Annotated in this window: 24 protein-coding genes; 14 read left to right on the forward strand and 10 right to left on the reverse strand. The window is 72.7% G+C overall.

The annotated features are described in order from the left end of the window. The first annotated feature begins 32 nt into the window (after positions 1–32). The 3 genes from O7615_RS23005 (at position 33) to O7615_RS23015 (ending at position 3172) form a co-directional block, all read left to right on the forward strand. On the forward strand, positions 33–260 hold the full coding sequence (locus tag O7615_RS23005) for a helix-turn-helix domain-containing protein (protein WP_007072022.1): 228 nt from the start codon (positions 33–35) through the stop codon (positions 258–260). 54 nt (positions 261–314) lie between these two features. Further along, positions 315–1082: an enoyl-CoA hydratase/isomerase family protein gene (locus O7615_RS23010; RefSeq protein WP_278179868.1), complete on the forward strand. Its 768-nt coding sequence runs from the start codon at positions 315–317 to the stop codon at positions 1080–1082. 113 nt (positions 1083–1195) lie between these two features. Further along, positions 1196–3172 carry an ABC transporter ATP-binding protein gene (locus O7615_RS23015; RefSeq protein WP_278182201.1) on the forward strand — a complete coding sequence of 659 codons (1977 nt, stop codon included), beginning with the start codon at positions 1196–1198 and terminating at the stop codon, positions 3170–3172. Between the two features lie 148 nt (positions 3173–3320). Here O7615_RS23015 and mug read toward each other — a convergent pair whose 3' ends face one another. The 6 genes from mug to O7615_RS23045 form a co-directional block, all read right to left on the reverse strand. After that, positions 3321–3908 (reverse strand): G/U mismatch-specific DNA glycosylase, encoded by a 588-nt coding sequence (gene mug, locus O7615_RS23020; protein WP_278179869.1) that lies wholly within the window; start codon positions 3906–3908, stop codon positions 3321–3323. Beyond that, positions 3905–4666 (reverse strand): SDR family oxidoreductase, encoded by a 762-nt coding sequence (locus O7615_RS23025; RefSeq protein WP_278179870.1) that lies wholly within the window; start codon positions 4664–4666, stop codon positions 3905–3907. Before O7615_RS23025 ends, mug begins: the two co-directional genes overlap by 4 nt. Before the next feature lie 75 nt (positions 4667–4741). Next, on the reverse strand, positions 4742–5230 hold the full coding sequence (locus O7615_RS23030; RefSeq protein ID WP_278179871.1) for a hypothetical protein: 489 nt from the start codon (positions 5228–5230) through the stop codon (positions 4742–4744). 76 nt (positions 5231–5306) lie between these two features. After that, the gene (locus O7615_RS23035) at positions 5307–6125 is read right to left on the reverse strand and encodes a DUF692 domain-containing protein (RefSeq protein WP_278179872.1); all 819 of its coding nucleotides are present in this window, start codon (positions 6123–6125) and stop codon (positions 5307–5309) included. Continuing rightward, the gene (locus O7615_RS23040) at positions 6122–7039 is read right to left on the reverse strand and encodes a TIGR04222 domain-containing membrane protein (protein WP_278179873.1); all 918 of its coding nucleotides are present in this window, start codon (positions 7037–7039) and stop codon (positions 6122–6124) included. The genes O7615_RS23035 and O7615_RS23040 overlap by 4 nt, the downstream gene beginning before the upstream one ends. A 103-nt stretch (positions 7040–7142) precedes the next feature. Continuing rightward, the gene (locus O7615_RS23045) at positions 7143–7715 is read right to left on the reverse strand and encodes a TetR/AcrR family transcriptional regulator (protein ID WP_278179874.1); all 573 of its coding nucleotides are present in this window, start codon (positions 7713–7715) and stop codon (positions 7143–7145) included. 204 nt (positions 7716–7919) lie between these two features. Here O7615_RS23045 and O7615_RS23050 point away from each other — a divergent pair, with 204 nt between their 5' ends. Together O7615_RS23050 and O7615_RS23055 are read left to right on the forward strand one after the other, a co-directional pair. Continuing rightward, positions 7920–8561: an HAD family hydrolase gene (locus tag O7615_RS23050; protein WP_278179875.1), complete on the forward strand. Its 642-nt coding sequence runs from the start codon at positions 7920–7922 to the stop codon at positions 8559–8561. Between the two features lie 162 nt (positions 8562–8723). After that, positions 8724–9659 carry an RIO1 family regulatory kinase/ATPase gene (locus tag O7615_RS23055; protein ID WP_278179876.1) on the forward strand — a complete coding sequence of 312 codons (936 nt, stop codon included), beginning with the start codon at positions 8724–8726 and terminating at the stop codon, positions 9657–9659. A gap of 48 nt (positions 9660–9707) precedes the next feature. On the opposite strand, the gene O7615_RS23060 is transcribed toward O7615_RS23055, so the two are convergent. Then, on the reverse strand, positions 9708–9956 hold the full coding sequence (locus O7615_RS23060) for a DUF2630 family protein (protein ID WP_278179877.1): 249 nt from the start codon (positions 9954–9956) through the stop codon (positions 9708–9710). A gap of 219 nt (positions 9957–10175) precedes the next feature. On the opposite strand from O7615_RS23060, the gene O7615_RS23065 reads away from it, so the two are divergent. The 3 genes from O7615_RS23065 to O7615_RS23075 all read left to right on the forward strand — a co-directional run bounded on the left by O7615_RS23065 (position 10176) and on the right by O7615_RS23075 (position 13543). Further along, positions 10176–12329 (forward strand): nitrate- and nitrite sensing domain-containing protein, encoded by a 2154-nt coding sequence (locus O7615_RS23065; protein WP_278179878.1) that lies wholly within the window; start codon positions 10176–10178, stop codon positions 12327–12329. A gap of 128 nt (positions 12330–12457) precedes the next feature. Next, entirely contained in the window at positions 12458–12880 is a 423-nt protein-coding gene (locus O7615_RS23070) for a roadblock/LC7 domain-containing protein (RefSeq protein WP_278179879.1), read from the forward strand. A gap of 63 nt (positions 12881–12943) precedes the next feature. Next, the gene (locus O7615_RS23075) at positions 12944–13543 is read left to right on the forward strand and encodes an ATP/GTP-binding protein (protein WP_278179880.1); all 600 of its coding nucleotides are present in this window, start codon (positions 12944–12946) and stop codon (positions 13541–13543) included. 103 nt (positions 13544–13646) lie between these two features. On the opposite strand, the gene O7615_RS23080 is transcribed toward O7615_RS23075, so the two are convergent. Next, positions 13647–16502 carry an aconitate hydratase gene (locus tag O7615_RS23080; protein WP_278179881.1) on the reverse strand — a complete coding sequence of 952 codons (2856 nt, stop codon included), beginning with the start codon at positions 16500–16502 and terminating at the stop codon, positions 13647–13649. 157 nt (positions 16503–16659) lie between these two features. Here O7615_RS23080 and O7615_RS23085 point away from each other — a divergent pair, with 157 nt between their 5' ends. Then, positions 16660–17028: a VOC family protein gene (locus O7615_RS23085; RefSeq protein WP_278179882.1), complete on the forward strand. Its 369-nt coding sequence runs from the start codon at positions 16660–16662 to the stop codon at positions 17026–17028. Positions 17029–17218: 190 nt separating this feature from the next. Here O7615_RS23085 and O7615_RS23090 read toward each other — a convergent pair whose 3' ends face one another. Beyond that, the gene (locus O7615_RS23090; RefSeq protein ID WP_278179381.1) at positions 17219–17881 is read right to left on the reverse strand and encodes a C39 family peptidase; all 663 of its coding nucleotides are present in this window, start codon (positions 17879–17881) and stop codon (positions 17219–17221) included. Between the two features lie 476 nt (positions 17882–18357). On the opposite strand from O7615_RS23090, the gene O7615_RS23095 reads away from it, so the two are divergent. Beyond that, positions 18358–20031, forward strand: a complete 1674-nt coding sequence (locus tag O7615_RS23095; protein ID WP_278179883.1) for a right-handed parallel beta-helix repeat-containing protein — start codon at positions 18358–18360, stop codon at positions 20029–20031. Positions 20032–20049: 18 nt separating this feature from the next. Here O7615_RS23095 and O7615_RS23100 read toward each other — a convergent pair whose 3' ends face one another. Further along, positions 20050–20238 (reverse strand): hypothetical protein, encoded by a 189-nt coding sequence (locus O7615_RS23100; RefSeq protein WP_278179884.1) that lies wholly within the window; start codon positions 20236–20238, stop codon positions 20050–20052. Positions 20239–20257: 19 nt separating this feature from the next. Between O7615_RS23100 and O7615_RS23105 the strand changes: the two genes are divergently transcribed. The 4 genes from O7615_RS23105 (at position 20258) to O7615_RS23120 (ending at position 23169) form a co-directional block, all read left to right on the forward strand. Continuing rightward, positions 20258–20917, forward strand: coding sequence for a hypothetical protein (locus O7615_RS23105; protein ID WP_278179885.1), 660 nt, complete (start codon positions 20258–20260; stop codon positions 20915–20917). Between the two features lie 37 nt (positions 20918–20954). Beyond that, positions 20955–21344 (forward strand): hypothetical protein, encoded by a 390-nt coding sequence (locus O7615_RS23110; RefSeq protein WP_278179886.1) that lies wholly within the window; start codon positions 20955–20957, stop codon positions 21342–21344. Positions 21345–21501: 157 nt separating this feature from the next. Further along, a complete protein-coding gene (locus tag O7615_RS23115) occupies positions 21502–22386 on the forward strand; it encodes a hypothetical protein (protein ID WP_278179887.1) in 885 nt (294 codons plus the stop codon). 90 nt (positions 22387–22476) lie between these two features. After that, positions 22477–23169: a cellulose binding domain-containing protein gene (locus O7615_RS23120; protein WP_278179888.1), complete on the forward strand. Its 693-nt coding sequence runs from the start codon at positions 22477–22479 to the stop codon at positions 23167–23169. The last annotated feature ends 43 nt before the right edge of the window (positions 23170–23212 follow it).

The raw sequence follows: 23212 nt of genomic DNA on the forward strand, positions 1-23212 counted from the left end.
GAACCGCACAGTCTGGGACGTGAGGACACAGCATGGCAGCCACTGGCACAGCCACCAGCACTGAGAAGGGTCGCCGGATCGTCGGAGCCGAGCGTCAGACGCTCGCCAAGGACCTGGTCAAGCGGTACACCGGGGGGGAGAGCATCCGCGCTCTCGCGGCCTCGACCGGCCGATCCTACGGGTTCATCCACCGGGTGCTCACCGAGTCCGGAGTGCAGCTGCGGCAGCGCGGCGGTGCTCGGCGCCGCAAGAAGGCGTGACCCGCCCGTCAGCGTCGTCCAGCACCAGCGCCACACCGTGACCCGGGCCGCCCGGTGACCGCCGAGGCGACCGGGGTCCGGCTGGAATGCGACGGGCCGGTCGCGACGGTCACCCTGTGCCGGCCCGACGTGCTCAACGCGCAGACCCCGGCGATGTGGCGCGCGATGAGCGACTTCTCCCGGGATCTTCCCGGCGACGTGCGGGTGGTCGTCGTACGCGGCGAGGGGCGCGCGTTCTCCGCCGGGCTCGATCTGTCGGTGGCCGGTGCCTCCGGGCCCGGCTCCTTCGCCGAGCTGACGACCCTGCCCGAGCAGGAGTGCGCGGATCGGATCGCCGACTACCAGGGTGGCTTCACCTGGCTGCGCCGGCCGGACGTGATCTCTATAGCCGCCGTGCAGGGGCACGCCATCGGCGCCGGTTTCCAGCTCGCCCTCGCCTGTGACCTGCGGGTGCTGGCCGAGGATGCCCGGTTCTCGATGGCCGAGGTCACGTTGGGCCTGGTGCCGGATCTGGCGGGCACCAAGCGCCTGGTCGAGCTGGTCGGCTACGCCCGCGCGCTGGAGATCTGCGCCACCGGCCGGCGGATGGACGCCGCCGAGGCGGACCGGATCGGCCTGGCCACCCTCGTCGTGCCCAACTCCGAGTTGGCGGGCGCGGTGCGTGATCTCACCGCCGGGCTGCTCGCCCACCAGCGGGACGCCGTGGTGGAGATCAAGGCGCTGCTCGCCGGAGCCACCGGGCGTACCCACGCCGAGCAGCAGCGGGCCGAGCGGGAGGCACAGACCCGACGGCTACGTGATCTCGCCGGACAGGGAGAATAGTAAGGACCGTTCGGGAAGATCCGGGTTACTCACGAGGTTGTCGTAGTCATCGGGAGAATTGTTCCCGACGGCGTACGGCGCCCGGCGACCCGGAGGTGAGTGTGTCCAACCCGATGGCCGCTGGCGGCATGGGCGGTTGGAGCATGCTCCGGTCGATGCGCAGCCAGGATGACGTCTCCACGCACCGTCTGCAACGCGGCGTCGCCCGGCGGATCGTCGCCTTCGCCCGGCCCTACCGGCGCGACATCGTCGTCTTCCTGCTGACGGTCGTGATCGCCGCGGTGATCGGGGTGGCCACCCCGCTGCTCGCCGGCAACGTCATCGACGCGATCACCCGGGGCGGCTCCGAGGCGGGCGCGCTGGTGATCCGGCTGGCCCTGTTCATCGCCGCGCTCGCCGTCGCCGACGCGCTGCTCTCGCTCGCCCAGCGGTGGTATTCGGCGCGCATCGGCGAGGGCATCATCCTCGACCTGCGCACCCGGGTCTACGACCACGTGCAGCGGATGCCGCTGCAGTTCTTCACCCGCACCCAGACCGGTGCGCTGGTCAGCCGGCTCAACAACGACGTGCAGGGCGCCCAGCGGGCGTTCACCTCGACGCTGTCGGGCGTGGTCAGCAACGTGATCCAACTGGTGCTGACCGCCGTGGTGATGCTCACCCTCTCCTGGCAGATCACCGCGCTCTCGCTGGTGCTGCTGCCGGTGTTCATCATCCCCGCCCGCCGGGTCGGCCGACGGCTGGCCGAGATCACCCGCGAGTCGTACAACCTCGACGCCAAGATGAACGCGACCATGACCGAGCGGTTCGGGGTCGCCGGCGCGCTGCTGGTGAAGCTCTTCGGCCGGCCGGACGTGGAGGCCGGCCGCTTCGCCGCCCGCGCCGAGCGGGTCCGCGACATCGGCATCACCTCCGCGATGTACTCGCGGACGTTCTTCGTGGCGATGCTGCTGGTGGCGTCGCTGGCCCAGGCCCTGACCTACGGCCTCGGCGGCTGGTTGGCGGTCCGCGGCGACGTCAGCGCCGGCACGGTCGTCACCCTGGCGTTGCTGCTCACCCGCCTCTACGGTCCGCTGACCGCGTTGAGCAACGTCCGCGTCGACGTGATGAGCGCCCTGGTCTCGTTCGACCGGGTCTTCGAGGTGCTCGACCTGGAGCCGGGGATCAAGGAACGGCCCGACGCGGTGCGGGTGCCCCGCGGCGCCGGCACCGTCGAGTTCCGCGACGTGCGTTTCCGCTACCCGAGCGCCGCGGAGATCTCCCTCGCGTCGCTGGAGGAGGTCACCACGCTGGACCGTACGGTCAACGAACCGGTGCTCAGGGGCGTGTCCTTCCGGGTCGAGCCCGGTCAGATGGTGGCCCTGGTCGGCCCCTCCGGGGCCGGCAAGTCGACGCTGTCCATGCTGATCTCCCGCATCTACGACGTGACCGACGGGCAGGTGCTGGTCGGCGGGGTCGACGTGCGCGACGCCACCGCCGACTCGCTGCGCGACGCGATCGGCGTGGTCACGCAGGATTCCCACCTGTTCCACGAGACCATCGCGGAGAATCTGCGCTACGCCAAGCCGGACGCGACCGACGACGAGCTGTGGGCCGCGCTCGCCGGTGCGCAGGTCGCCGACCTGGTTCGCGCGCTGCCCGACGGGCTGGACACCACCGTCGGCGAACGCGGCTACCGCTTCTCCGGCGGCGAGAAGCAGCGCATCGCCATCGCCCGGTTGTTGTTGAAGGCGCCGTCCATCGTCATCCTCGACGAGGCGACCGCGCACCTGGATTCGGAGAGCGAGGCGGCCGTGCAGCGGGCGCTGTCGGTGGCGCTGACCGGGCGTACGGCCCTGGTCATCGCGCACCGGCTCTCCACCGTCCGCGACGCCGACCAGATCCTGGTGCTCGACGAGGGGCGCATCGTCGAACGGGGCCGCCACGACGAACTGGTCGCCGTCGGCGGCCTCTACGCCGAGCTGTACCGCACCCAGTTCGCGGTGACCGACTCGCCCATCCCGTACGCCGACGCGACCGGTCCCGAGCCGGTGATCATCCCGACCCGCGAATACCTGGCCGACGAGGCCCTACCCCCCGCCGCCGCCAACTAGACACCGCCCGCCGGGCCGGAGCCCCACACCACCGTCCGTGCGGCGGCGCTCTCCGTGCCCTCGGCCGAGGCAGCAACATCGGGGATGTTGCTGCCTCGGCTACGGGCTGACACAGCAACATCCCCGATGTTGTCGCCTGCCGCGTCGCTCACTTCGGCCGGGTGGCCTCGCGCAGCTCGGCGAAGGCGGCGGCGAGCGTCTGCGGGGTGTAGTGCGCGTTCAGGCCGCTGGGGTTGGGCAGCACCCAGAGCCGGGCTCCGGCCAGCGGCTCCGGTTGCGGCCCGAACCCGGCCTTCGGCCGGGCAAAGCCGATGCGGTACGCGGTCACCCCGACCACCGCCACCCAGCGGGGCCGGTAGCGGGCCACCTTGCCGGTCAGCTCCCGCGCCCCGTCGACCAACTCGGCGGCGGTCAGCTCGTCGGCGCGGGCGGTGGCCCGGGCGGCCACGTTGGTGATGCCCAGCCCGAGCCCCGGCAGGGCGTCCTGCTCGTTGGGGTGCAGCAGGCGCGGGGTGAACCCGCCCCGGTGCAGCGCCGGCCAGAACCGGTTGCCGGGGCGGGCGAAGTGCCACCCGGTCGCCGCCGACCACAGTCCCGGGTTGATCCCGACGAAGAGCACCTCCAGCTCGTCGGCGATGACGTCCGGCAGGGTCTTGTCGACGGCCGCCGCCAGTTCCGCACGGCTCGGGCGCGGGTTCGACCGCGCCGGCCGGCCGTCGCCCGGCCCGCTCGTCACAGGCCGCGCAGCGCGCCACCGTCGACCGGGACGGTGATCCCGGTGAGGTAGCTGGCCGCAGGGGAGAGCACGAACGCCGCCACCCGGCCGAACTCGGCCGGGTCGCCGATGCGTCGCAGCGGGATGCCGGCCTCCGCCTCGGCCCGGGCCCGGTCGGGGTCGCCGGTGGCGGCGAACAGCTCCCGGTTGCGGTCGGTCAGGATCCGGCCCGGCAACAGCCCGACCACGCGTACGCCGCGCGGGCCGTACTCGTCGGCGATGTCCTTGGCGACGCCGGCCAGGCCGGGCCGCAGCCCGTTGGAGATGCCCAGTCCGGGCACCGGGCTGCGGGCCGAGGTGGAGAGCACCAGCGCGATCGCGCCGCCGTCGGGCAGCGCGGCGGCGATCGTACGCACCGTGCGGACGCTGCCGAGGAAGACCGTCTCGAACGACTGCCGCCACTGCTCGTCGTCGATCGAGGCGGCGCTGCCGGCGGGCGGCCCGCCGACGGAGACCAGGGCGCCGTCGACGCGACCGAAGTGGCTCTGCGCGGCGTCCAGCAGCCGTTCGGGTGTTGCCGGGTCCGCCAGGTCGGCGGTGATGCCGACGGCCCGGTCGGCCCCGCCGAGGCCGGCCGTGGCGGCGGCCACCGCGTCGTCGTGCCGGGCGGAGAGCACCACCCGGGCACCGTCGGCCACCAGGCACTGCGCGGTGGCGTAGCCGAGCCCACGGGAGGCACCGGTGAGCACGTACACCCGATCGGTCAGTCCGAGATCCATGCCGACGATCCTGCCCGAGCGAGACCGGTCCGGCCATCCGGGACCTGCCCGGCTTCAGCCTCGGTGTTGACGTGCCTACCGAAGGCGTTCGGCAGGGACTCCGCTTCTCAGCAGGCGTACCCGGCCGGCGAGCTGGATGGCGACGGCGTTGCCGGCCCGGGCGACGGCGGGGGCGCGGCGTCGGCGCGGTGCCCGTCGTCCGTCGTAGCGGAAGCCCGCCTCCCGGACGGCGAGTTCCTCGGCGCCCAGCGCCGGCAGCTCCGCGCGGTCGCGCAGCGCGCGGGCCAGATCCCAGCCGTCGCGCAGCCCACCTCCGGTCGGTCGCCGCGCCGCCCACTCGAAGAAGACCGCCGGCCATCCGGTGCCGAGCCCGGCGGCGAGCAACGGCCAGTGCCGGGCGACCTCACCGGCCCGTTTACGCAGCAGCGCGGCGCGGGCGGCGGCCAGCGGTTCGGGCGCGAAGCCGGGTGGCGGAGGGCCACCCGCCACCAGGGCCACGACCAGCTCCGCCTGGCGCGACGCCAGTGCGCTGTGCCGATGATCCGCTCGCTGCCGTTTGCTCATGACGGCACTCCGCTGCGCTGCGTGCCGCCCTGAGGCACCATCGCGCTGTGCCGATGATTCGCTCGCTGTCGCTCGCTCATGTCACCGCCGGGTAACCGCAGGCGGCGGCGACGGCGTCCAACTCGGCGCGCAGCTCGGCCGCCGGGGGGTAGTGCCCGTCGCGCTCCAGCAGGGCCGCCGGTGGGCGGTGCCGGGCGCACAGCTCGGCGAGCAGGTCCAGCACCTCCCGGCCGACCGGGTCGGTGTGCGTGTCGTGGTAGAAGCCGCCGTGCTCGGCGCCGCCGGCGACGTGCACGTACGCCACCCGGTCCAGCGGCAGCCGGTCCAGCAGGGCGAGGGGGTCGGTGCCCCGGTTGCGCGCGTTGGCGTGCACGTTGGCGATGTCGAGCAGCAGCAGCGCGTCGGTACGCTCCAGGATCTCGCCCAGGAACGCCGCCTCGTCGAGTTCGTCGTCCGGCCAGTCGAACAGCGCCGCGATCGGCTCCAGCGCGATCGGCACCGGCAGCTCCGCCTGCGTCCGCGCGACGTTGGCGCAGACCGCGTCCACCGCCTCCCGGCTGCGCGGCAGCGGCAGCAAATGCCCGGCCTCGAGGCCGCCGGCCCGGACGAAGGCGATGTGCTCGCTGACCAGCGGGGCCGCCAGCAGCTCCGCGACCGCCGCCAGGTGGCTCACCCGGGCCGGCTCGACCGGCTCCGCGCCGCCGAGGGAGAGCCGCACCCCGTGCGGTACGACGGTGACGCCGCGTTCGCGTAGCTCGGCCAGCCCGTCGGGCGGCGGCCCGGCGGTGGGCACCGACTCGGCGATCACCTCGACGAAACGCAGTCCGGGCAGCTCGGCGACGAACCCGGCGATCTCCGGTCGCCAGCCGATGCCCACGCCGTGCGGCGCGTTCATCCGCCGCACCCGCCGCCGCATCCGCCCCCGCACCCGCCGCCTCCGCCCCCGCCACCGTCCGCACCCGCGGTGCTGCCACCACCACAGCCGCCGGTGGAACCGGAGCCGCCGGCCACGGCCTGGCGCTGGATCTCGGCCTGCTGGGCGAAGGTGGGGTCGAGGGCCCAGATCGTGGCGGTGCCGTAGAGCGCCACCGCCATCGCCGCTCCCGCCGCACCGTAGGTGGCGTACGCCGGGTTCGAGGCGGGCGCGAGGTGCCGGTTGCGCTGGCGCAGGGTCCGCAAGGCGGCCTCGGCCGCCCGGGTGCGCCGGGGCACCCGGACGAACAGCACCGTGGTCACCGCCGCGAGCATGCACACGATGAGCGCGAGGTACCCGACCGGGCGCTCGTTGGCCAGCCCGGCGATGATTCGGGCGACACCGAGTGCCAGCAGCGCGACCAGCAGCAGCGGACCCTGGCGAAGGGCCGCCCGCCGGTCCGGACCGAGCGCCAGGCCCCGCTGGTCCAGCCCGTCGCGCAGCTCGGTGAGGGCGCGGTCGACCCACTCGGCACGCCGTACGTCCCGGGCGTGGGTGCCCTGGGTGGCGGCGTAGTGGATGGCGCGGTCGAGCGGGGTGGCTGCGGGCGGGAGCGGGCCGTCGGCGGTCAGCCGGCGATCCGGGTCCACCCCGATCGCGCCCTGGCTGCGCAGCGCGCCGAGCGAGGTCATGACCGCGATGTCCGCGCCACCGTTGAGGTAGGCGACCTGCTGCGGGCCGAGCTGGTCGGCCGGGGGTGCGGACCGGCCGCCCAGCAGTGCCCGGCGGTGGATCAGCACAGCGGTGACGGCGACCACCGTCGCCAGCAGGTAGACCGTGAGGAAGGTGCTGCTGGGGATCCCCCAGGTGTCGAAGTCTGCCGCGAAACCCGCCATGGCCTGCTCCTGTCGCGCGAAGGAACGCGGCTTCATTGTGCGGCGGCGACGCCACCATCCGCCCGCCCCGGTCGCCCCGTTATCTCCTCGTTATCCGCGGAGGTCAGTGCCGGCGTACGGCCTCCTCGACCAGATCGAGCACGGCACCCAGGTCGCCGGCCGGACGGCCCATGGCCAGGTGCAGCACCAGGCCGTCGTAGGCGAGTTCGAGGAAGCGGGCCAGCACGTCGATCGGGACGTCCTCGCGGAGCACGCCGGCCTCCCGCTGGCGGGCCAACCGGTCCCGGGTCGCCTCGGCGATGGCCGCCGACCGCTCGGCCCAGCGCTTGGCGAAGGCCGGGTCGGTACGCAGTCGCCGGGACACCTCCAGCTGACTGCCCAGCCAGCCGGTGGTGTCCGGGGAGACCGCCCGGGCGAGCAGGTCACGCATCACCTGGACCAGACCGTTGCGGGCGACCGTCTCCACCATCGCCGCCGCGTCGTCCTCGGCAACGGCGAGGAAGAGGGAGTCCTTGTCCCGGAAGTGGTGGAAGATGGCCCCTCGGGACAGCCCGGTCGCCTCTTCGAGGCGGCGGACGGTCGCGCCCTCGTAACCGTGCCGGGCGAAGCAGGCCCGCGCGGCGGTGAGGATCTCCTGCCGGCGGGCGTCGAGCTGGTCCTGACTTACTCTGGGCACGTGCTGATCGTGTCAGCTCACCCCGGGTAACGCAAACCGTACGTACGGCTTCGTTTGCGGGGTCTCCACGGCGAGCCCTCGACGCGCCCGGTGCTGCGTGAACGTGGGACACCAGGGCCCGCACCGGGCGTCGGTACCTGTCCGACACGACCGCGTAACCTTCTGCCCTGTCGGCGGGGCACCGGATTCCCGTAGGGTGCCCGAGTGCCGCTGCTCCTGCTGGACCTGGACAACACCCTGCTCGATCGAGCCGGGCCGTTCCGCACCTGGGCAGAGCGCTTCCTGACCGGCATCGGAGCGCCGCCGCGCGACATCGAGTGGCTGCTGTCCATCGACGCCGATGGGTTGACCGATCGCTGGGACGTCGCGGACGCCATCCGGGACCGCTACCGGCTGCGGATTCCCTCCATCGATCTGGTCGAGGAGCTGCACGACGGGGTCGTCGAGTTCACCCGGCTGGACCCGCTGGTCGCCTGCGCGTTGCGGATCGCCGACGACGCCGGCTGGATGCCGGTGGTGGTGACCAACGGCGCCGTACGCCAGCAGGATGCCAAGATCCGGCGCACCGGGCTGGACCGGTACATCGCCGACTGGGTGATCTCCGAGGAGGCCGGGGTCAGCAAGCCCAACCCCCGGATCTTCGCGCTCGCCGCGCAGCGCGCCAGGATGCCGCTGCGCGGTGCCTGGGTGATCGGCGACGGCCCGGAGGCGGACATCGGCGGCGCCACCGCCGTCGGCCTGCCCAGCGTCTGGCTGCACCGGGGTCGTCCCTGGACCGACGCCCGGTTCGCGCCCACCGCGACGGTCGACACGGTGATCGCCGCGATCGCCGAGATCATGGCGTGAGCGACCGGTAATTCGCTTGACCTGGCGCCCGGCGCGCCGCGAGCATGGTCCGCGCATCGTGCACCCGGGCGTGCGCCCGGTCGAGGAGAGGGGGTTGGTCATGGCCGTCTTCGCAGGTCGCTTCCTGCCTCCCCGTACCTCGACCAAGGGATCACCAGCACCATGCGCGATGACGACTTTCCGGAGCCCGAGCACCGCAACCGCGGCCGGCGCCGCTTCGACGACGACGAACCATCCTTCCTGAGGCGCGGCCGGCCGGCGGGCCCCGCTCCCACCGACCCCGACGACGAGCCCGACCCGACGACCGACGAGGTCTGGTCCTCCTGGGACGACGCGGTGCACGGCCCGCAACCCCATCCGGCATGGCTGGTCACCGAGCTGGCCGCGAAGGACACCGATCTCGGTGTGCTCAAGACCGGTAAGGAGGCGGACGTCCACCTGGTGCGCCGGGCGGTCCCCGGCACCGACCGGTCCTGCCTCCTGGCGGCGAAACGCTATCGGGATCCCCGGCACCGGCTCTTCCACCGCGACGCCGGATATCTCGAGGGGCGCCGGGTGCGCCGCTCCCGGGAGATGCGGGCGATGACCGGGCGGACCGCGTTCGGCCGGCAGATGATCGCCGGGCAGTGGGCGGCGGCGGAGTTCGCCGCGCTGGGCCGGCTCTGGGAGATCGGCGAGCGGTACGGCACGGTCACCGTGCCGTACCCGGTGCAGCTGCGGGGCACCGAGCTGATGCTGGAGTTCCTCGGCGATCCCGACGCGGGGCTGGCCGCCCCACGGCTCGCCGAACTGCGTCCCGCCCCGGCCGAGTTGCGCGAGCTGTGGGCGCAACTGGTCGACGCGCTGGTCGTCCTGGCCCGGGCGGGGTACGCGCACGGCGACCTGTCGCCGTACAACCTGCTGGTGCACGCGGGGCGGCTGGCGCTGATCGACCTGCCGCAGGTGGTCGACGTGGTGGCGAACCCGCAGGGCCGGGACTTCCTGGCGCGGGACGTCCGGATCGTCGCCACCTGGTTCGTCGCCCGGGGTCTGCCGCCGGGCCTCGCGGACCCGGCGGTGCTGACCGACCTGCTGTGCCGCGAGGCCGGCCTGCGCTGACCGTGGGCTCCGGGCGACGGCTGGCCGCCGCCCGGAGCCCGTCCGCGGCTACTGCAGGTACCGCTCGACCTCCGGCACCGGGCGGGCGCCCTGTGCCTCCGGATCGCCGTGCGCCTGCCGGGCGGCGCGGCGGCGGCGGAGCAGGTCCCAGCACTGGTCGAGGGATTCCTCCAACTCGCGCAGTCGGGCGCGGGCCTCGTCGTCGGTGCCCGTCTCGTTCACCTGCGCCTGCGCGCGCAGCCGGTGCTCCTCGTCGACCAGATCGGAGATCCGGCTCATGATGGTCTTGTCGTCCATGCCCCTGAGCCTGGCACAAGGAGACCGGTCACGGCCCGCATTCCCGGCGCGGCGACCCGGGCCGACCGGTGGCATGATCACGAGTGCTTGAGTTGGTGCTGTGACGCTGTTAGCGTGCGCCGGGGTCGGTGTGCGTAACGCATTCCTGATCGACCGACCAATCAGCTCAGGGCCAGGGGCGGTGTGATGGGTTCCCGCGGTACGAATCTGCGTACCAAGGTGGTGTCCCTGTTGGCCCTGCTGGTCGCGCTCTGGGGGTTCACCGCCTGGGTGACCGTCCGGGATGGAGTCAACCTTCTCGGTGTGCAGGCGCTCGACGTGCGGGTGTTCGATCCCACCGAGCCGCTGCTACTGCAGGTGCAGCTCGAACGGCGCGCCTCGCTGGTGTACCTGGGCCGGCCGGACGCGGCGCGGCGCGAGGAGCTGACGCAGCTGCGCCAGCGCGCCGACGAACTGGCGGCCGAGTTCGCCGAGTCGACCGACCACTGGCAGGTCGACCTGCTCGGCAACGATGCGCTGCACGACCGCGTCGCGGAGCTGGAACAGCGACTGGCGGCGCTGCCGGAGACGCGTGCCGGCGTCGACGGGCGCAGCATCGGGCGCGGCGCGGCCGGTGCGGCGTACACCGAGCTGATCCAATCGATCTACGAGGTCTACGACGAGCTGCGCCTCGTCGACGACGCCCGGGTCGCCGGGGACGCCGCCCGGCTGATCCGGCTCAGCCGGGCCCGGGAACTACTGTCCCAGGAGGACGCCCTGCTCGCCGGGGCGCTGGCTGCCGGCCGTATCACCTCGGCCGAGCGGGCACAGTTCACCCGCGTCGTGGGTGCCCGCCGGTTCGTCGCGGAGCAGGCGGTCGCCCGACTGCCCGAGGCCGACCAGCGTCGCTACGAGCAGATGTCCGCCGGTGCGAGTTTCCGGCGGTTGGCCGACCTGGAGAACCGGCTCATGCTCGGCGGCAACGGCGCACGCCTGCCGTTCACGGCCGCGGAATGGTCCGACACCACCGGCCCGGCACTGATCGAGATCGGCGACGTGATCCTGGCCGGCGGCGACGATCTCGTCGAGCGGGCCACGCCGGTCGCGATCGGCATCGTCGTCCGGCTGGTGCTCGTCGCGGGTCTCGGCCTGCTCGCGGTCATCGCCGCGATGGTCGTCTCGGTCACCACGACGCGCGCGGTGGCGCGGCAGTCGCAGCGGCTGCGCGACGCCGACGTCGGGCGGGAGGCCGCCGTCCGCACGGCCGGCGAGGAGGCCGAACTGCGCCGGGCCGTACGCGAGGTGTTCCTGAACCTGGCCCGGCGTACCCAGGCGCTGGTGCACCGCCAGCTCACCCTGCTCGACTCGATGCAGCGGCGTGAGCAGGACCCGGCGCAGTTGGTGGAGCTGTTCCGCGTCGACAACCTGGCCACCCGGACGCGACGCAACGCGGAGAACCTCATCGTGCTCTCCGGCGGTACGCCCGCCCGGACCTGGCGCGACAGCGTGCCGATGATGGACGTGGTCCGCGGCGCGGTCGGCGAGGTCGAGGAGTACACCCGGGTCACCGTGGTCCCGATCGGCGGCGTGTCGCTGGCCGGCCGGGCGGTCGGCGACACCATCCACCTGCTCGCCGAGCTGATCGAGAACGGGCTCTCCTTCTCCCCGCACCACACCACCGTCGAGGTGCGCGGGCAACTGGTCGCCAACGGCTTCGCCATCGAGATCGAGGACCGGGGTCTCGGCATGACCGAGGAGGACCGCGCCGCCGCCAACCACCGCATGGCCGAGCGTGGCGAGCCGAACCGCGCCGAGGCGTCCCGGCTGGGCCTGCACGTGGTGAGCCGGCTGGGCGACCGGCACGGCGTGCGGGTGCGGCTCACGGAGTCCGTGTACGGCGGGACGAGCGCCGTCGTGCTGATCCCGAGCGCCCTGATCACCGTGACCGGGGCCGAGCCGGGCGGTACCCGGGCCGACGCCCCCGCGCCGGTCGACGGGCCCGGCCGGGACGCCCCGGCAGAGGCCCACCTCGGCGTCGGTGCCGACAATGCCGGGCTGCCGACCCGGTCGCGGCGTGGGCCAGCGCGTTCCTCCGCCCTGGACGCCCCGACCATCCCGATCGGACTGCCGGTCACCGCCGAGCAGGACGGGCCTGCCGTTGCCGGCCTGCCGGTTCGGGTGAGACAGGCGAATCTGGCGCCGGGTCTGCGGGCCGAGCCCGAGGCCGGAAAGGAGGGCGACCGCGTGATCCGTGAACCCGAACGGGTGCGGCGCATGATGAGCGCGTACCAGACCGGCACCCGGCGCGGTCGCTCCGAAGCCGCCCGGCTGCTCGGTGGTGGGGACCGGTCCGGGCAGGAGGATTCCGACGGCGCCGACCACCAGGCGACCTGACCGCGCAGGCGCCCCGGCGAGCCGGACGGTGGCCCCGCGAGCCGGCCGGTGGCCCGGCTGGCCGGGCGGCGGATGGTCTCAGGACCGGATGAGCAACGGCGACGAGCCGAGGAGAAGAGGACGACGACGTGGCGCAGAAGACGGCTCCGAGTGCCGATCTGACGTGGTTGCTGGATGATCTGGTCGGTCGGGTCAGGCAGGCCGAGCACGCGGTCGCGCTGTCCGCCGACGGTCTGCTGATGGCCTCCTCGCAGGGGCTCGGCCGCGACGACGGCGAGCACCTGGCGGCCATGGCGGCCGGCATCCAGAGCCTGGCCCGCGGTGCGGGCAAGCGGTTCGGCGGCGGCGAGGTGCGGCAGACGATCATCGAGATGCGGTCCTCGTTCCTGTTCGTCACCGCCGCCGGCCGCAACGCCTGCCTCGCGGTGCTGGCCAGCGAGGACGCCGACGTCGGATTGATCGCGTACGAGATGGCGATGCTGGTCACCCGGGTCGGCACGTACGTCTCCTCGCCGGCACGGTCAGCCGAGCAGACCAACGGGCAGCAGTGACCCGGATGACGGTGGACACCACCGGCGGGCTACCCGACCAGAGCATTGTCGAGGCGGTTATCAATGGACTACGGGCACTCTGAGCGGCAGCCGGGGGCGACCGCGCTGCCCACGGCGATCAAGATCCTGATCGCCGGCGGCTTCGGGGCGGGCAAGACCACGCTGGTCGGCGCGGTCAGTGAGACGCGCCCGTTGCGCACCGAGGAGGTGCTGACCGAATCGGGGGTGGGCGTCGACGACATCTCGGGCGTGGAGGCGAAGCGGACCACCACCGTCGCGATGGACTTCGGCCGGATCACCATCGGCGACGACCTGGTGCTGTACCTGTTCGGCACCCCGGGCCAGGACCGGTTCTGGTTCGTCTGGGACGAGCTGGCGCTCGGTGCGATCGGTGGCGTGGTGCTGGCGGACACCCGCCGGCTGGCGGACTGCTTCCCGTCCCTCGACTACTTCGAGGGACGGGGGACGCCGTTCGTGGTCGCGGTGAACTGCTTCGAGGGGGCGCGGCAGTACCGGCTCGACGAGGTGCAGGCCGCGCTGAACCTCGACCCGGAGGTGCCGGTGCTGCTCTGCGACGCCCGGCAGCGGGAGTCGGCCAAGGAGGTGCTCATCACGCTGGTGGAGCACGCCATGAAGCTCCGGGCCGCCCGTCACGCCGAGTAACGCGGGGCCAGCCAGGCGGCGGCCGGCCGGGTGGTGGCGCCGACCGGTGCACGACGAAGGGCTCCCACCCCGCTCGCGGGGTGGGAGCCCTTCGGGTCGTCCGTCAGGCGCCGATCATGCGCCGCAGCACGTACTGCAGGATGCCGCCGTGCCGGTAGTAGTCCGCCTCACCCGGGGTGTCGATGCGCACCACCGCGTCGAACTCGACGCCACCGTCGGTGGTGACCTGCACCGTGCGCGGGGTCGCGCCGTCGTTGAGCGCGGTCACCCCGGTGATGGTGAACGTCTCGGTGCCGGTGAGCCCCAGCGAGTCGGCGTTCTCCCCGGCCGGGAACTGCAACGGCAGCACACCCATGCCGATCAGGTTGGAGCGGTGGATCCGCTCGTACGACTCGGCGATGACCGCCTTGACGCCGAGCAGCATGGTGCCCTTGGCCGCCCAGTCCCGCGACGAGCCGGAACCGTACTCCTTGCCGGCCAGGATGACCAGCGGGACGCCCTCGGCCTGGTACGCCATCGAGGCGTCGTAGATCGAGGTCTGCTCGCCGGTCAGGTGGTTGACCGTGAAGCCACCCTCCACACCCGGGACCAACTGGTTGCGCAGCCGGATGTTGGCGAAGGTGCCCCGGATCATCACCTCGTGGTTGCCCCGGCGCGAGCCGTAGGAGTTGAACTCGTGCCGCGGCACGCCGTGCTCGGCGAGGTACACCCCGGCGGGGGAGTCGGCCTTGATGGAGCCGGCCGGTGAGATGTGGTCGGTGGTCACCGAGTCGCCCAGCTTGGCCAGCACCCGCGCCGGACCGATGTCGGTTACCGGCGTCGGCTGGTGCGCCATGCCCTCGAAGTACGGGGGCTTGCGGACGTAGGTCGACTCGCCGTCCCAGGCGAAGGTGTCCCCGGTCGGCGTGGGCAGGGACTGCCAGCGCTCGTCGCCGGCGAAGACGTCGGCGTACGCGGCGCTGAAGCCGGTCGCGCCGATGGCCGAGGCGATGACGTCCTGGATCTCGGCGGTGCTCGGCCAGATGTCGCGCAGGAAGACCGGGTTGCCCGCGCTGTCCTCGCCGAGCGGTTCGTTGGCCAGGTCGAGGTCCATCGTGCCGGCGAGGGCGTACGCGACCACCAGCGGCGGGGAGGCCAGGTAGTTCATCTTCACGTCCGGGTTGATCCGGCCCTCGAAGTTGCGGTTGCCGGAGAGCACCGAGACGACGGCGAGGTCGGCCTCGTTCACCGCCGCGGAGACCTCCTCCGGCAGCGGGCCGGAGTTGCCGATGCAGGTGGTGCAGCCGTAGCCGACCAGGTGGAAGCCGAGCTTCTCCAGGTACGGCGTGAGACCGGCCCGCTCGTAGTAGTCCATGACGACCTTGGAGCCGGGCGCCAGGGTGGTCTTCACCCACGGCTTGCGGCTCAGGCCCTTGTCCACCGCGTTGCGGGCGAGCAACGCCGCGCCGATCATGACCTGCGGGTTGGAGGTGTTGGTGCAGGAGGTGATCGCGGCGATCACCACCGCGCCGTGGTCCAGCTCGTACTCGACGCCGTCGGCGCCGGTGACCCGGACCGGGTTGCTGGCCCGGCCGCCCGAGCCGACGGCGGCGGTCTCCAGGTCACGCGGGGCGTCGGCCGGGTCGCTCACGTCGTTGGCCGGCGGGTCGCTGGCCGGGAACGACTCGGCGCTGGCCTCGTCGGCGGGGCCGTTGGCACCGAACGGCTTCTCCTGCTGCGGTACGCCGGGCTCGCGCCCCCGGTCCCCGCCGGTCTCGTCGGCGGCCACGTAGTCGGTGAGCGCGGAGCGGAACAGGGTCTTCGCGTTGCCGAGCGGCACCCGGTCCTGCGGGCGCTTCGGGCCGGCGAGGGAGGGCTCGATGGTGCCCAGGTCGAGTTCCAGATGCTCGGAGTACGCCGGCTCGGCGTCCGGGTCGTGCCAGATGCCCTGCTCCTTGGCGTACGCCTCGACCAGGGCGACCTGCTGTGGGTCGCGGCCGGTCAGCTCCAGGTAGCGGACGGTCTCGGCGTCGATCGGGAAGATCGCCACCGTGGAGCCGTACTCCGGGGACATGTTGCCGATGGTGGCCCGGTTGGCCAGCGGCACGGCGCTCACGCCGGGGCCGTAGAACTCGACGAACTTGCCGACCACGCCGTGCTTGCGCAGCATCTCGGTGATGGTGAGCACCAGGTCGGTGGCGGTGGTGCCGGCGGGCATCTCACCGGCGAGCTTGAAGCCCACCACCCGGGGGATCAGCATGCTGACCGGCTGGCCCAGCATGGCGGCCTCGGCCTCGATGCCGCCGACGCCCCAGCCGAGCACGCCGAGGCCGTTGACCATCGTGGTGTGCGAGTCGGTGCCGACCACCGTGTCGGGGTACGCCTGGCCGCCGCGTTCCATCACCGTGCGGGCCAGGTACTCGATGTTGACCTGGTGCACGATGCCGGTGCCCGGGGGGACGACCTTGAACTCGTTGAACGCGCTCTGTCCCCAGCGCAGGAACTGGTAGCGCTCCTTGTTGCGGGCGTACTCCAGCTCGACGTTGCGGGCGAAGGCGTCCTCGCGGCCGAACAGGTCGGCGATGACGGAGTGGTCGATGACCAGCTCGGCGGGGGCGAGGGGGTTCACCTTCGTCGGGTCGCCGCCGAGGTCGCGGACGGCCTCACGCATGGTGGCCAGGTCGACCACGCACGGTACGCCGGTGAAGTCCTGCATCAGCACCCGGGCCGGGGTGAACTGGATCTCGACGTTCGGGTCCGCGGTCGGATCCCAGGCGCCGAGCTGGCGGATGTGTTCGGCGGTGATGTTCGCGCCGTCCTCGGTCCGCAGCAGGTTCTCCAGCAGGATCTTCAGGCTGTAGGGGAGCCGTTCGTGCCCCTCCACCTTGCTGATCTTGAAAATCTCGTAGCTCGCGTCTCCGACGCGTAGCTGGGTCTTCGCACCGAAGGTGTCGAGGCTCGCCACGTCGTACTCCTTCACACCAGCGACCGTGAGTAGTCCTGAGCAGTCTGTCGCACCGGCCGGAGTGCCGCCGTGGTTAGGTAACACTTACCGCCGATTCTCGCCGTCAATAAAACCGTACGTCCGTCTTGCTATTGGCGCAACTCGGTGTCATCGTGTGGACGGGAGGTGCGCCATGATCCACCATGTTCAGCTCGCCTGTCCGCGAGGCTCCGAAGACCTCTCGCGGGCCTTCTACGTCGGTCTCCTCGGCCTCAGCGAACTCGCCAAGCCGCCGGCCCTTGCGGCCCGCGGTGGTTGCTGGTTCCGTGGGTACGGCGCCGAACTGCACCTGGGCGTGGAGGACGACTTCCGCCCGGCCCGCAAGGCGCATCCCGCCCTGCTCTGGCCCGACCTCGGCGCCCTCGACACCCTTGCCGCCCGGCTCACCGCCGCCGGGTACCCGGTCACCTGGGGTGACGACGAGCTGCCGGGGCTGCACCGCTTTCACACCCGGGACGCCCACGGCAACCGCCTGGAGTTCCTCGCCCCGAACGACACCTGACCCGCGCCCACCCCGGCCCTCGGCCTCGGACGCGCCCGCCTTCGGTCGAGGCAGCAATATCAGGGTTGTTGCTGCCTCGTGGGCGGCCTGACGCAGCAGTATCCCTGATGTTGCTGCCTGGCGCGTGCGGTGCGGTGCGGTGTGGTGTGGTGGGGTGCCGTGCCCTTCGGCTCTTGGTGGTGTTTGGTTGTTAGCTGGTGGCGCTGTAGCCGCGGGTGGCGATCCAGTCGGCGAGGGTGTCGATGTTCATGCGGTAGGAGGCTTGGGTGGGGTCGGCGGAGTCGGCGATGGTGACGGTGTGGCCGCCGTCGCGGTAGCCGACGATGCTGATGTAGTGGCCGCCTTCGAAGCTGTGGGGGGTGCCGTCGGTGTCGGTGGCGGTGCCGGCGATGTTGGCGACCACGGCGCGGCCGTCGTCGACGGTGCGGACGATGTCGTTGCGGAGCTTGTCGGTCTGCTTGTCGTCGGCGGTGGGGGCGGAGATTGCGGTGGAGGTGTAGACGTTCTTGCCGGTCTCCTTGTTCAGTACGGGGGTGATGTCGTTGATGGAGTTGGTGCCGGCTTCGGTGGTGCCCATGGTTTTGGCCATGGCGTCGACGTCGATGTTCTTGCCTTGGACGCTGAGGGCGTTGCGGGCGGCGGCGGGGCCGCAGTAGTAGAAGTTGGGCTGGGCTTCGTAGCGGACGTTGAGTTCGCGTTCGCTGCTGGGTTTGCGGTCGGCCTTGGCCACGGTGGTGCTGGTCGGTGTGCTGGGTGCGGCGTGGGCGGTGATGGCGGGTCCGGCGATGCCGCCGGCGGTGGCGGCGGTAGCGGCGATGGTCAGGGCGGTCTTGCGCAGGATGGTGGTACGCATGATGAGTCACGCCTCTCGTTCGGGGGTGTGCGCGGCACAGCCCGGGGGGTGTGGGTGTGCCGCGGGGAACGGGGGGTGGTGCTCGGGGATACGTCGGGGATCCGCGGGGGATCTGCTCGCGACGTCCGGGGGATGTAACGCGGGGTGGGGCGGGGTCATTCCGGCCCGGCCCGGCCCGGGGCTGCGGCGCCCGGGGGGCGTCGTGGTTACGCCATGTATAACGACCGGGCCGGGGGCGTGATTCCGCCTAGCGGGTGACCCAGGCCACCGCCCGACCCGCCCGACCCGCCTGACCTGGCGGAAACCGGACAACCGACCAGATGTGGCCGCATCGGGCACGATGTGCCCGCACCGATCCGGATATACCCGGGCCTGGGGACGTGTGCCCACGGGACCGGGTGTCCGGGGCAGGCGTTGTCGGGCGGGGAGCGGGAAAGCCCGGTCGGCAGGAACCGACGACCGAGGGGAGAGGGGCCGTGTGGCAGCAGGGCCGGTCCATCGCCACCCGCGAACGCCCGGCTCCGGTCGCCGGGGCGCCGTTGTGGTGCGACGCGCACGATTTCGGACTTCGGGGCGACGGGGTCACCAACGACCAGCCGGCGCTGGCGGACCTGGTCGACCGCCTCGGGGAGGGCTACGCCGCCGACGGCCGGGCGCGGGTCATCTACTGCCCGCCGGGGATCTACTCGATCCGGGACGCCGGCACCGTGTGGCGCAGCGGGGTCTCACTGCTCGGCGCGGGGTCGGGCGCGACCCGGTTCCTGCTGAGCAACGAGGGTAACCGCGCCGACCCGACGCCGCTGGCCTTCTGGACCACGGTGCAGCACGGCGCCGACCGGGATCGCCACATCGCCGACTGCACCTTCGCCGACTTCGAGATCGACGGTTCGGGTGTGGCCATGGCGGAGTACAACTACCTGGCCAAGGGGCTCGGCCTCCAGTACGTCGTGCGGGGAGTCTTCCGCAACCTTTACATCCACCACACCGGCGCCACCGGGCTGGGCTGCGACTTCCTCCAGGACAGCCTGATCGACGGCGTGGTGGTGGTCGGCTGCGGGCGACTGGACAACGGCGAGGAGATGGGCGGAGCGGGCATCGGCATCGGCATCGGCGGTTGGGGCGCGGTGGAGCGCTGCACCATCAGCAACTGCACCACCCTCGGCAATGGCACCAACGGGATCTTCCTGGAGCTGCAGAAGCCGTACTGGACGCCGCCGCGCGGGTACCGCATCATCGGCTGCCACAGCCAGGCCAACCGGTTCGGCATCTCCGACTGGGGCGCCGACGGGCTGATCGTCTCCGCCTGCACCCTCACCGGCAACCTGGAGGCCGGCTTCGACGTCTCCGCCAACGGCACGGCGGGGATCGCCGGCCAGGGCGGCATTCTCGGCGACTGTGTCATCGACCGTAACGTCCGCGACGGGATCAGCATGGGCAACACCCCCGGGCCGTACGCCATCCGGGGCAACCGGATCAGCGGCAACGGCGGCCACGGCTACCACCAGCACGATCTGGGCAACGGATACCAGGGCCCCGCGTCGGACGTGGTGATCGACAGCAACGAGTTCTGGGACAACGGGCTGGACGCGATCCGGGTGGACCGGCCGATGCGCGACGCGGTGCTGGTCAACAACCGGATCCGCAACAACGGGCGGCAGTGCGCCCCGGCCGCCACCGGTGCGGGTGACTCGGTCCGTTACGCCCGTCGTTCCATGACGGACCGGACCGCGGACTGGCCGTCCGACGGGCACCGGGGCAAGGTGCTGCGGGTGGGGGGTCGGGTGGCGGTGGTGGTCGGCAACACCGGCACCGATCTGGACCTGGCCGAGCTGCGGCCGGACGCGGCCACCGCGTGGAACGAGGACATACCACCACCGGGGATGGGGTACGAGTTGCCCGCCGCGGCGCCGCTGCGGGCCGGCATCACCGTCAACGCACCCGTCGACTCCGCGACGGTGCGCGGCAACCGGATCTGGGACAACGGCGCCCACCCGACCCAGAGCTACGGAATGTGGATCACCGAGCGGGGTGCCTGCGTCTCCTGTCGGGTCGAGGACAACGACCTCGCCGGCAACGCCGAGGGGGCGCTGCGGCTGGACACCCAGCCGGTGGGCGGTCGCTGGGACCGCAACCACGTCGAGGTGGACTGACCGGCGGGCGGGTCACCCTCAGCCGGCCTCGTCGGCCCGGGAGACCGAGGTGGCCTCCGCGTGCCGGTCGCGCAGTCGCGCCCGGATCTCCTCCGGGGTGTACGCGCGCCGCCGCCGCTCCGCTCTGGCGATCACCACGCCGGAGGCCGCGACACCGGCCAGACCGGCCAATCCGAGGACCTTCCACCACCGCACCCGTCGCCGCATCCGCTTAGGGTAGTCCGCTATGAGCATCATGCTGGACGAGGCGGTGGAGCTGACCCGTACCGGCGATCTGTGGGTCTTCCGTGGTCGCAGCGTGCCCGACCGCGCCATCCAGCTGACCACCAACAGCCCGGTCAACCATGTGGGCATGGCGGTGGTGTTGGACGACATGCCGCCGCTGATGTGGCATGCCGAGTTGGGTCGCTCACTGCCGGACATGTGGACCGGCACCCACCAGCGTGGCGTGCAGCTGCACGACCTGCGGGACGCGGTCTGCGTCTGGGCGAACCGGTACGGCCAGCGGGCCTGGCTGCGCCAGCTCGATCCGCCGGCCGACGCGGAGATGGAGCGGTCGGTGCTACGGACGATCGCCAGGCTGGACGGCACGCCGTTCCCGTCCACGGCCCAGCTGGCCTGGCGATGGTTGCGGGGACGGGTGCCGTCGCCGCGGTTGCCGGTGCCACCGGCCCGGCGGCGCGCCCCGGCGGTGCGGGAGCTGGCCCTGGAGACCGCGTACTGCGCGGAGGTCGTGGCGGTCAGCTACGAGGCGATGGGGCTGCTGCCGGCGGGCCGGCGGCCGAACTGGTACGACCCGGGTCGGTTCTGGAGCGGCGACGACCTCGGCCTGCACGGTGGTGCCCGGCTGGGCAGCGAGATCGAGGTGCTGATCCCACCGCGCTGAGGTTTCACCGACCGGCGCACCGGCAACTGTCTGCGGCGTGACTGCTTCCACCGATCTCGACACGCTGGCGGATTTCTTCGACCGGTACGGCGTGGCCCTGACCGCCGGGGACCTGCCCGCGATCGCCCGCTGTTACGCCCTGCCCGGGCTGGTGGTGGCCGACACCTACAGCTTCTCGTTCCACTCGCCGGCGGCGGTGGCGCTGTCCTTCGTGGGCGCCGCGCCGGACTACACCGAGCATGAGCTGGTCGCCGCGCACGCCGACATCGAGCAGGTGCAGCAGGTTTCCGCACTGCTCGTCGAGGTGGCGGTGCGCTGGGAGTTCCTGGACAGCCAGGGCCGGCAGGTGCCCGGCGAGCGCTACCGCTACCTGCTGCGCAGCACCGAGGACGGGCCGGCCATCTGCACGGTCGTGCGGACGGGCTGAGCCACCGCCGGTGCCGCCCGGACCGTCCACCGGCCAGGTGCCGGGCGCCGTACCGGCGGGCGGATCGACCCGTCGGGCCGGTTCGCCCCCCGCCCGTTTCGTGGCCCGGGGCGGCGTGACTAGGCTGTCGCGTCGGCGACGACGAGTGGGGACCTCAATGTCAGTGCGGCCGTCCGGCGACGAGATCGGTGACGCGACCGGCGCGAAGACCGGTGATGACGCCGGTGACGCGACGGGTGCGAAGACCGGTGACGCGACCGGCGATGAGGCCGGCGGGGCGGGTACGGCCGGCGACGGCGGTGACGCGGGCGGGGCTGCCGGTGGGCGCACGCTGCCCAGGATGATCGCCTCCGCGCCCTGGGTGGTGGCGCTGGTCGGTATCGCGGTGCTGGCGGTGCTGCTGGTGGTGGCGCTGCTGTCGTTCCGGGGCCCCGAGCGGCCGACGGCCCGGGAGCCCGGTCCGCCGATGCTCCTGCCGACGCACGCGACGACGGACGGGTCCGCGCAGCCGGGAGGTCCGGCGACGGCGCCCGCCACCTCGTCCGCCTCGGCCACGCCGACCCGGCCGGCCACACCCACCGAATCGGTTCCACCGACCGGGTCGGCCCCGCCCACCGCGTCGTCGGCACGTCCGGCGGATACCTCGGCCGGGCTGGCGCCGTCGCACGCCAGCGGGTCGCCGAGCGCTCCCGCCCAGGCGCCGCCGGCCGGCCAGACCGGTGCGGTCTCCGCCAGCTACCGGGTCCAGGACAGCGGCGACGCGGAGTCCTTCCAGGCGCAGTTGGTGGTCCGCAACGGCACCGACCGGTCGAGCGACTGGCAGGTGGAGCTGCGCTTCGGCGGTGGCGTCACGGGCGTCCGCGCGTCCAGCGGCCCGGGCGTCTCGGTGACCATCAGGGGCAGCGGGTGGTACCTGCTCAGCGGCACCGGTCAGCTCGGCGCCGGCGCGCAGCAGTCGGTGCACCTCCGGTTCACCCGTACCGGGGGTGGGGAATATCCGGCACAATGTACGGTCAACGGCGCTACCTGCGGGATCGGCTGACCCGGTGTCAGCACAGGTGTGGGCGCTGCTCGGCGTAGCTGGAGATCGTTACGCTTGCCGAGCCGTCCGCTGAGGAGAGATATGCCCGGTATGCGTCGCGCTCCGCGCCAGATCCCGCCCCGCGGCTCCGCCGCCGTCGCCTCGTCCTCGCCGTGGATCCTGGTCTCGATCGGCGTCGGCATCATGGTGGTGCTGATCGTCGTCGCGGTCGGCGCGTACCGTGGCCCCGGGCCGGACTTCCAGCCGGCGCCGCCGGAGCCGCCGCCGGTGGCCGCCGTACCGGTGCCGGAGCGGGCGTCGTCGGCGGGGCGGGAGGCATCGGCGCCGCCGTCCCCGGCGGTGCCGGGGCTGTCGCCGCGCCGGACGGGGCCACCGAGCCCCACCCCGACCGCGTCGCCCACGCCGTCGCCGTCGGCGCCGCCGTCACCCGCCGCGTCCTCCCCGACGGCGTCGGCGCCCGCGCCGCCGGCCCCGCTGGAGGTGCGGTACCGGGTGACGAACAGCTTCCAGGGCGGCTTCGTCGCCGAACTGCGGATCCGCAACACCTCGCGCGACGAACTCGACTGGGTGGCGCGGGTGGACTATCCGGGTGGTCGGGTGGTCGCGGCCTGGCTGGTGGGCGTTCCACAGGGGACGTTCAGCGGTGTCGGCGGCACCCTGACCTACCGCAGCGGTCGGGATCTGGCGGGTGGCGCGTCGGTGCGACTGCGCTTCCACATCGAGTCCGCCCCGTCCCGCCCGGCGAGCTGCCGGGTTTCCGGGCGCGCCTGCGACGGACTGTAGGGCGAGGGCCGGTCAACTCTCTCTCCTTGCGCAAGCGTCCCCT

It is taken from the genome of Micromonospora sp. WMMD1082 (assembly GCF_029626175.1).
GTDB lineage: Bacteria > Actinomycetota > Actinomycetes > Mycobacteriales > Micromonosporaceae > Micromonospora.

What these genes read in the sequence shown, in the direction of transcription:
- O7615_RS23005 (WP_007072022.1), top strand. Translation starts at nt 33, where the DNA reads ATGGCAGCCACTGGCACAGCCACCAGCACTGAGAAGGGTCGCCGGATC.
- O7615_RS23015 (WP_278182201.1), top strand. Translation starts at nt 1,196, where the DNA reads ATGGCCGCTGGCGGCATGGGCGGTTGGAGCATGCTCCGGTCGATGCGC.
- O7615_RS23035 (WP_278179872.1), bottom strand. Translation starts at nt 6,125, where the DNA reads ATGAACGCGCCGCACGGCGTGGGCATCGGCTGGCGACCGGAGATCGCC.
- O7615_RS23100 (WP_278179884.1), bottom strand. Translation starts at nt 20,238, where the DNA reads ATGCGGCGACGGGTGCGGTGGTGGAAGGTCCTCGGATTGGCCGGTCTG.
- O7615_RS23030 (WP_278179871.1), bottom strand. Translation starts at nt 5,230, where the DNA reads ATGAGCAAACGGCAGCGAGCGGATCATCGGCACAGCGCACTGGCGTCG.
- O7615_RS23115 (WP_278179887.1), top strand. Translation starts at nt 21,502, where the DNA reads ATGTCAGTGCGGCCGTCCGGCGACGAGATCGGTGACGCGACCGGCGCG.
- O7615_RS23120 (WP_278179888.1), top strand. Translation starts at nt 22,477, where the DNA reads ATGCGTCGCGCTCCGCGCCAGATCCCGCCCCGCGGCTCCGCCGCCGTC.
- O7615_RS23075 (WP_278179880.1), top strand. Translation starts at nt 12,944, where the DNA reads ATGGACTACGGGCACTCTGAGCGGCAGCCGGGGGCGACCGCGCTGCCC.
- O7615_RS23105 (WP_278179885.1), top strand. Translation starts at nt 20,258, where the DNA reads ATGAGCATCATGCTGGACGAGGCGGTGGAGCTGACCCGTACCGGCGAT.
- O7615_RS23085 (WP_278179882.1), top strand. Translation starts at nt 16,660, where the DNA reads ATGATCCACCATGTTCAGCTCGCCTGTCCGCGAGGCTCCGAAGACCTC.
- O7615_RS23060 (WP_278179877.1), bottom strand. Translation starts at nt 9,956, where the DNA reads ATGGACGACAAGACCATCATGAGCCGGATCTCCGATCTGGTCGACGAG.
- O7615_RS23025 (WP_278179870.1), bottom strand. Translation starts at nt 4,666, where the DNA reads ATGGATCTCGGACTGACCGATCGGGTGTACGTGCTCACCGGTGCCTCC.
- O7615_RS23040 (WP_278179873.1), bottom strand. Translation starts at nt 7,039, where the DNA reads ATGGCGGGTTTCGCGGCAGACTTCGACACCTGGGGGATCCCCAGCAGC.
- O7615_RS23055 (WP_278179876.1), top strand. Translation starts at nt 8,724, where the DNA reads ATGCGCGATGACGACTTTCCGGAGCCCGAGCACCGCAACCGCGGCCGG.
- O7615_RS23090 (WP_278179381.1), bottom strand. Translation starts at nt 17,881, where the DNA reads ATGCGTACCACCATCCTGCGCAAGACCGCCCTGACCATCGCCGCTACC.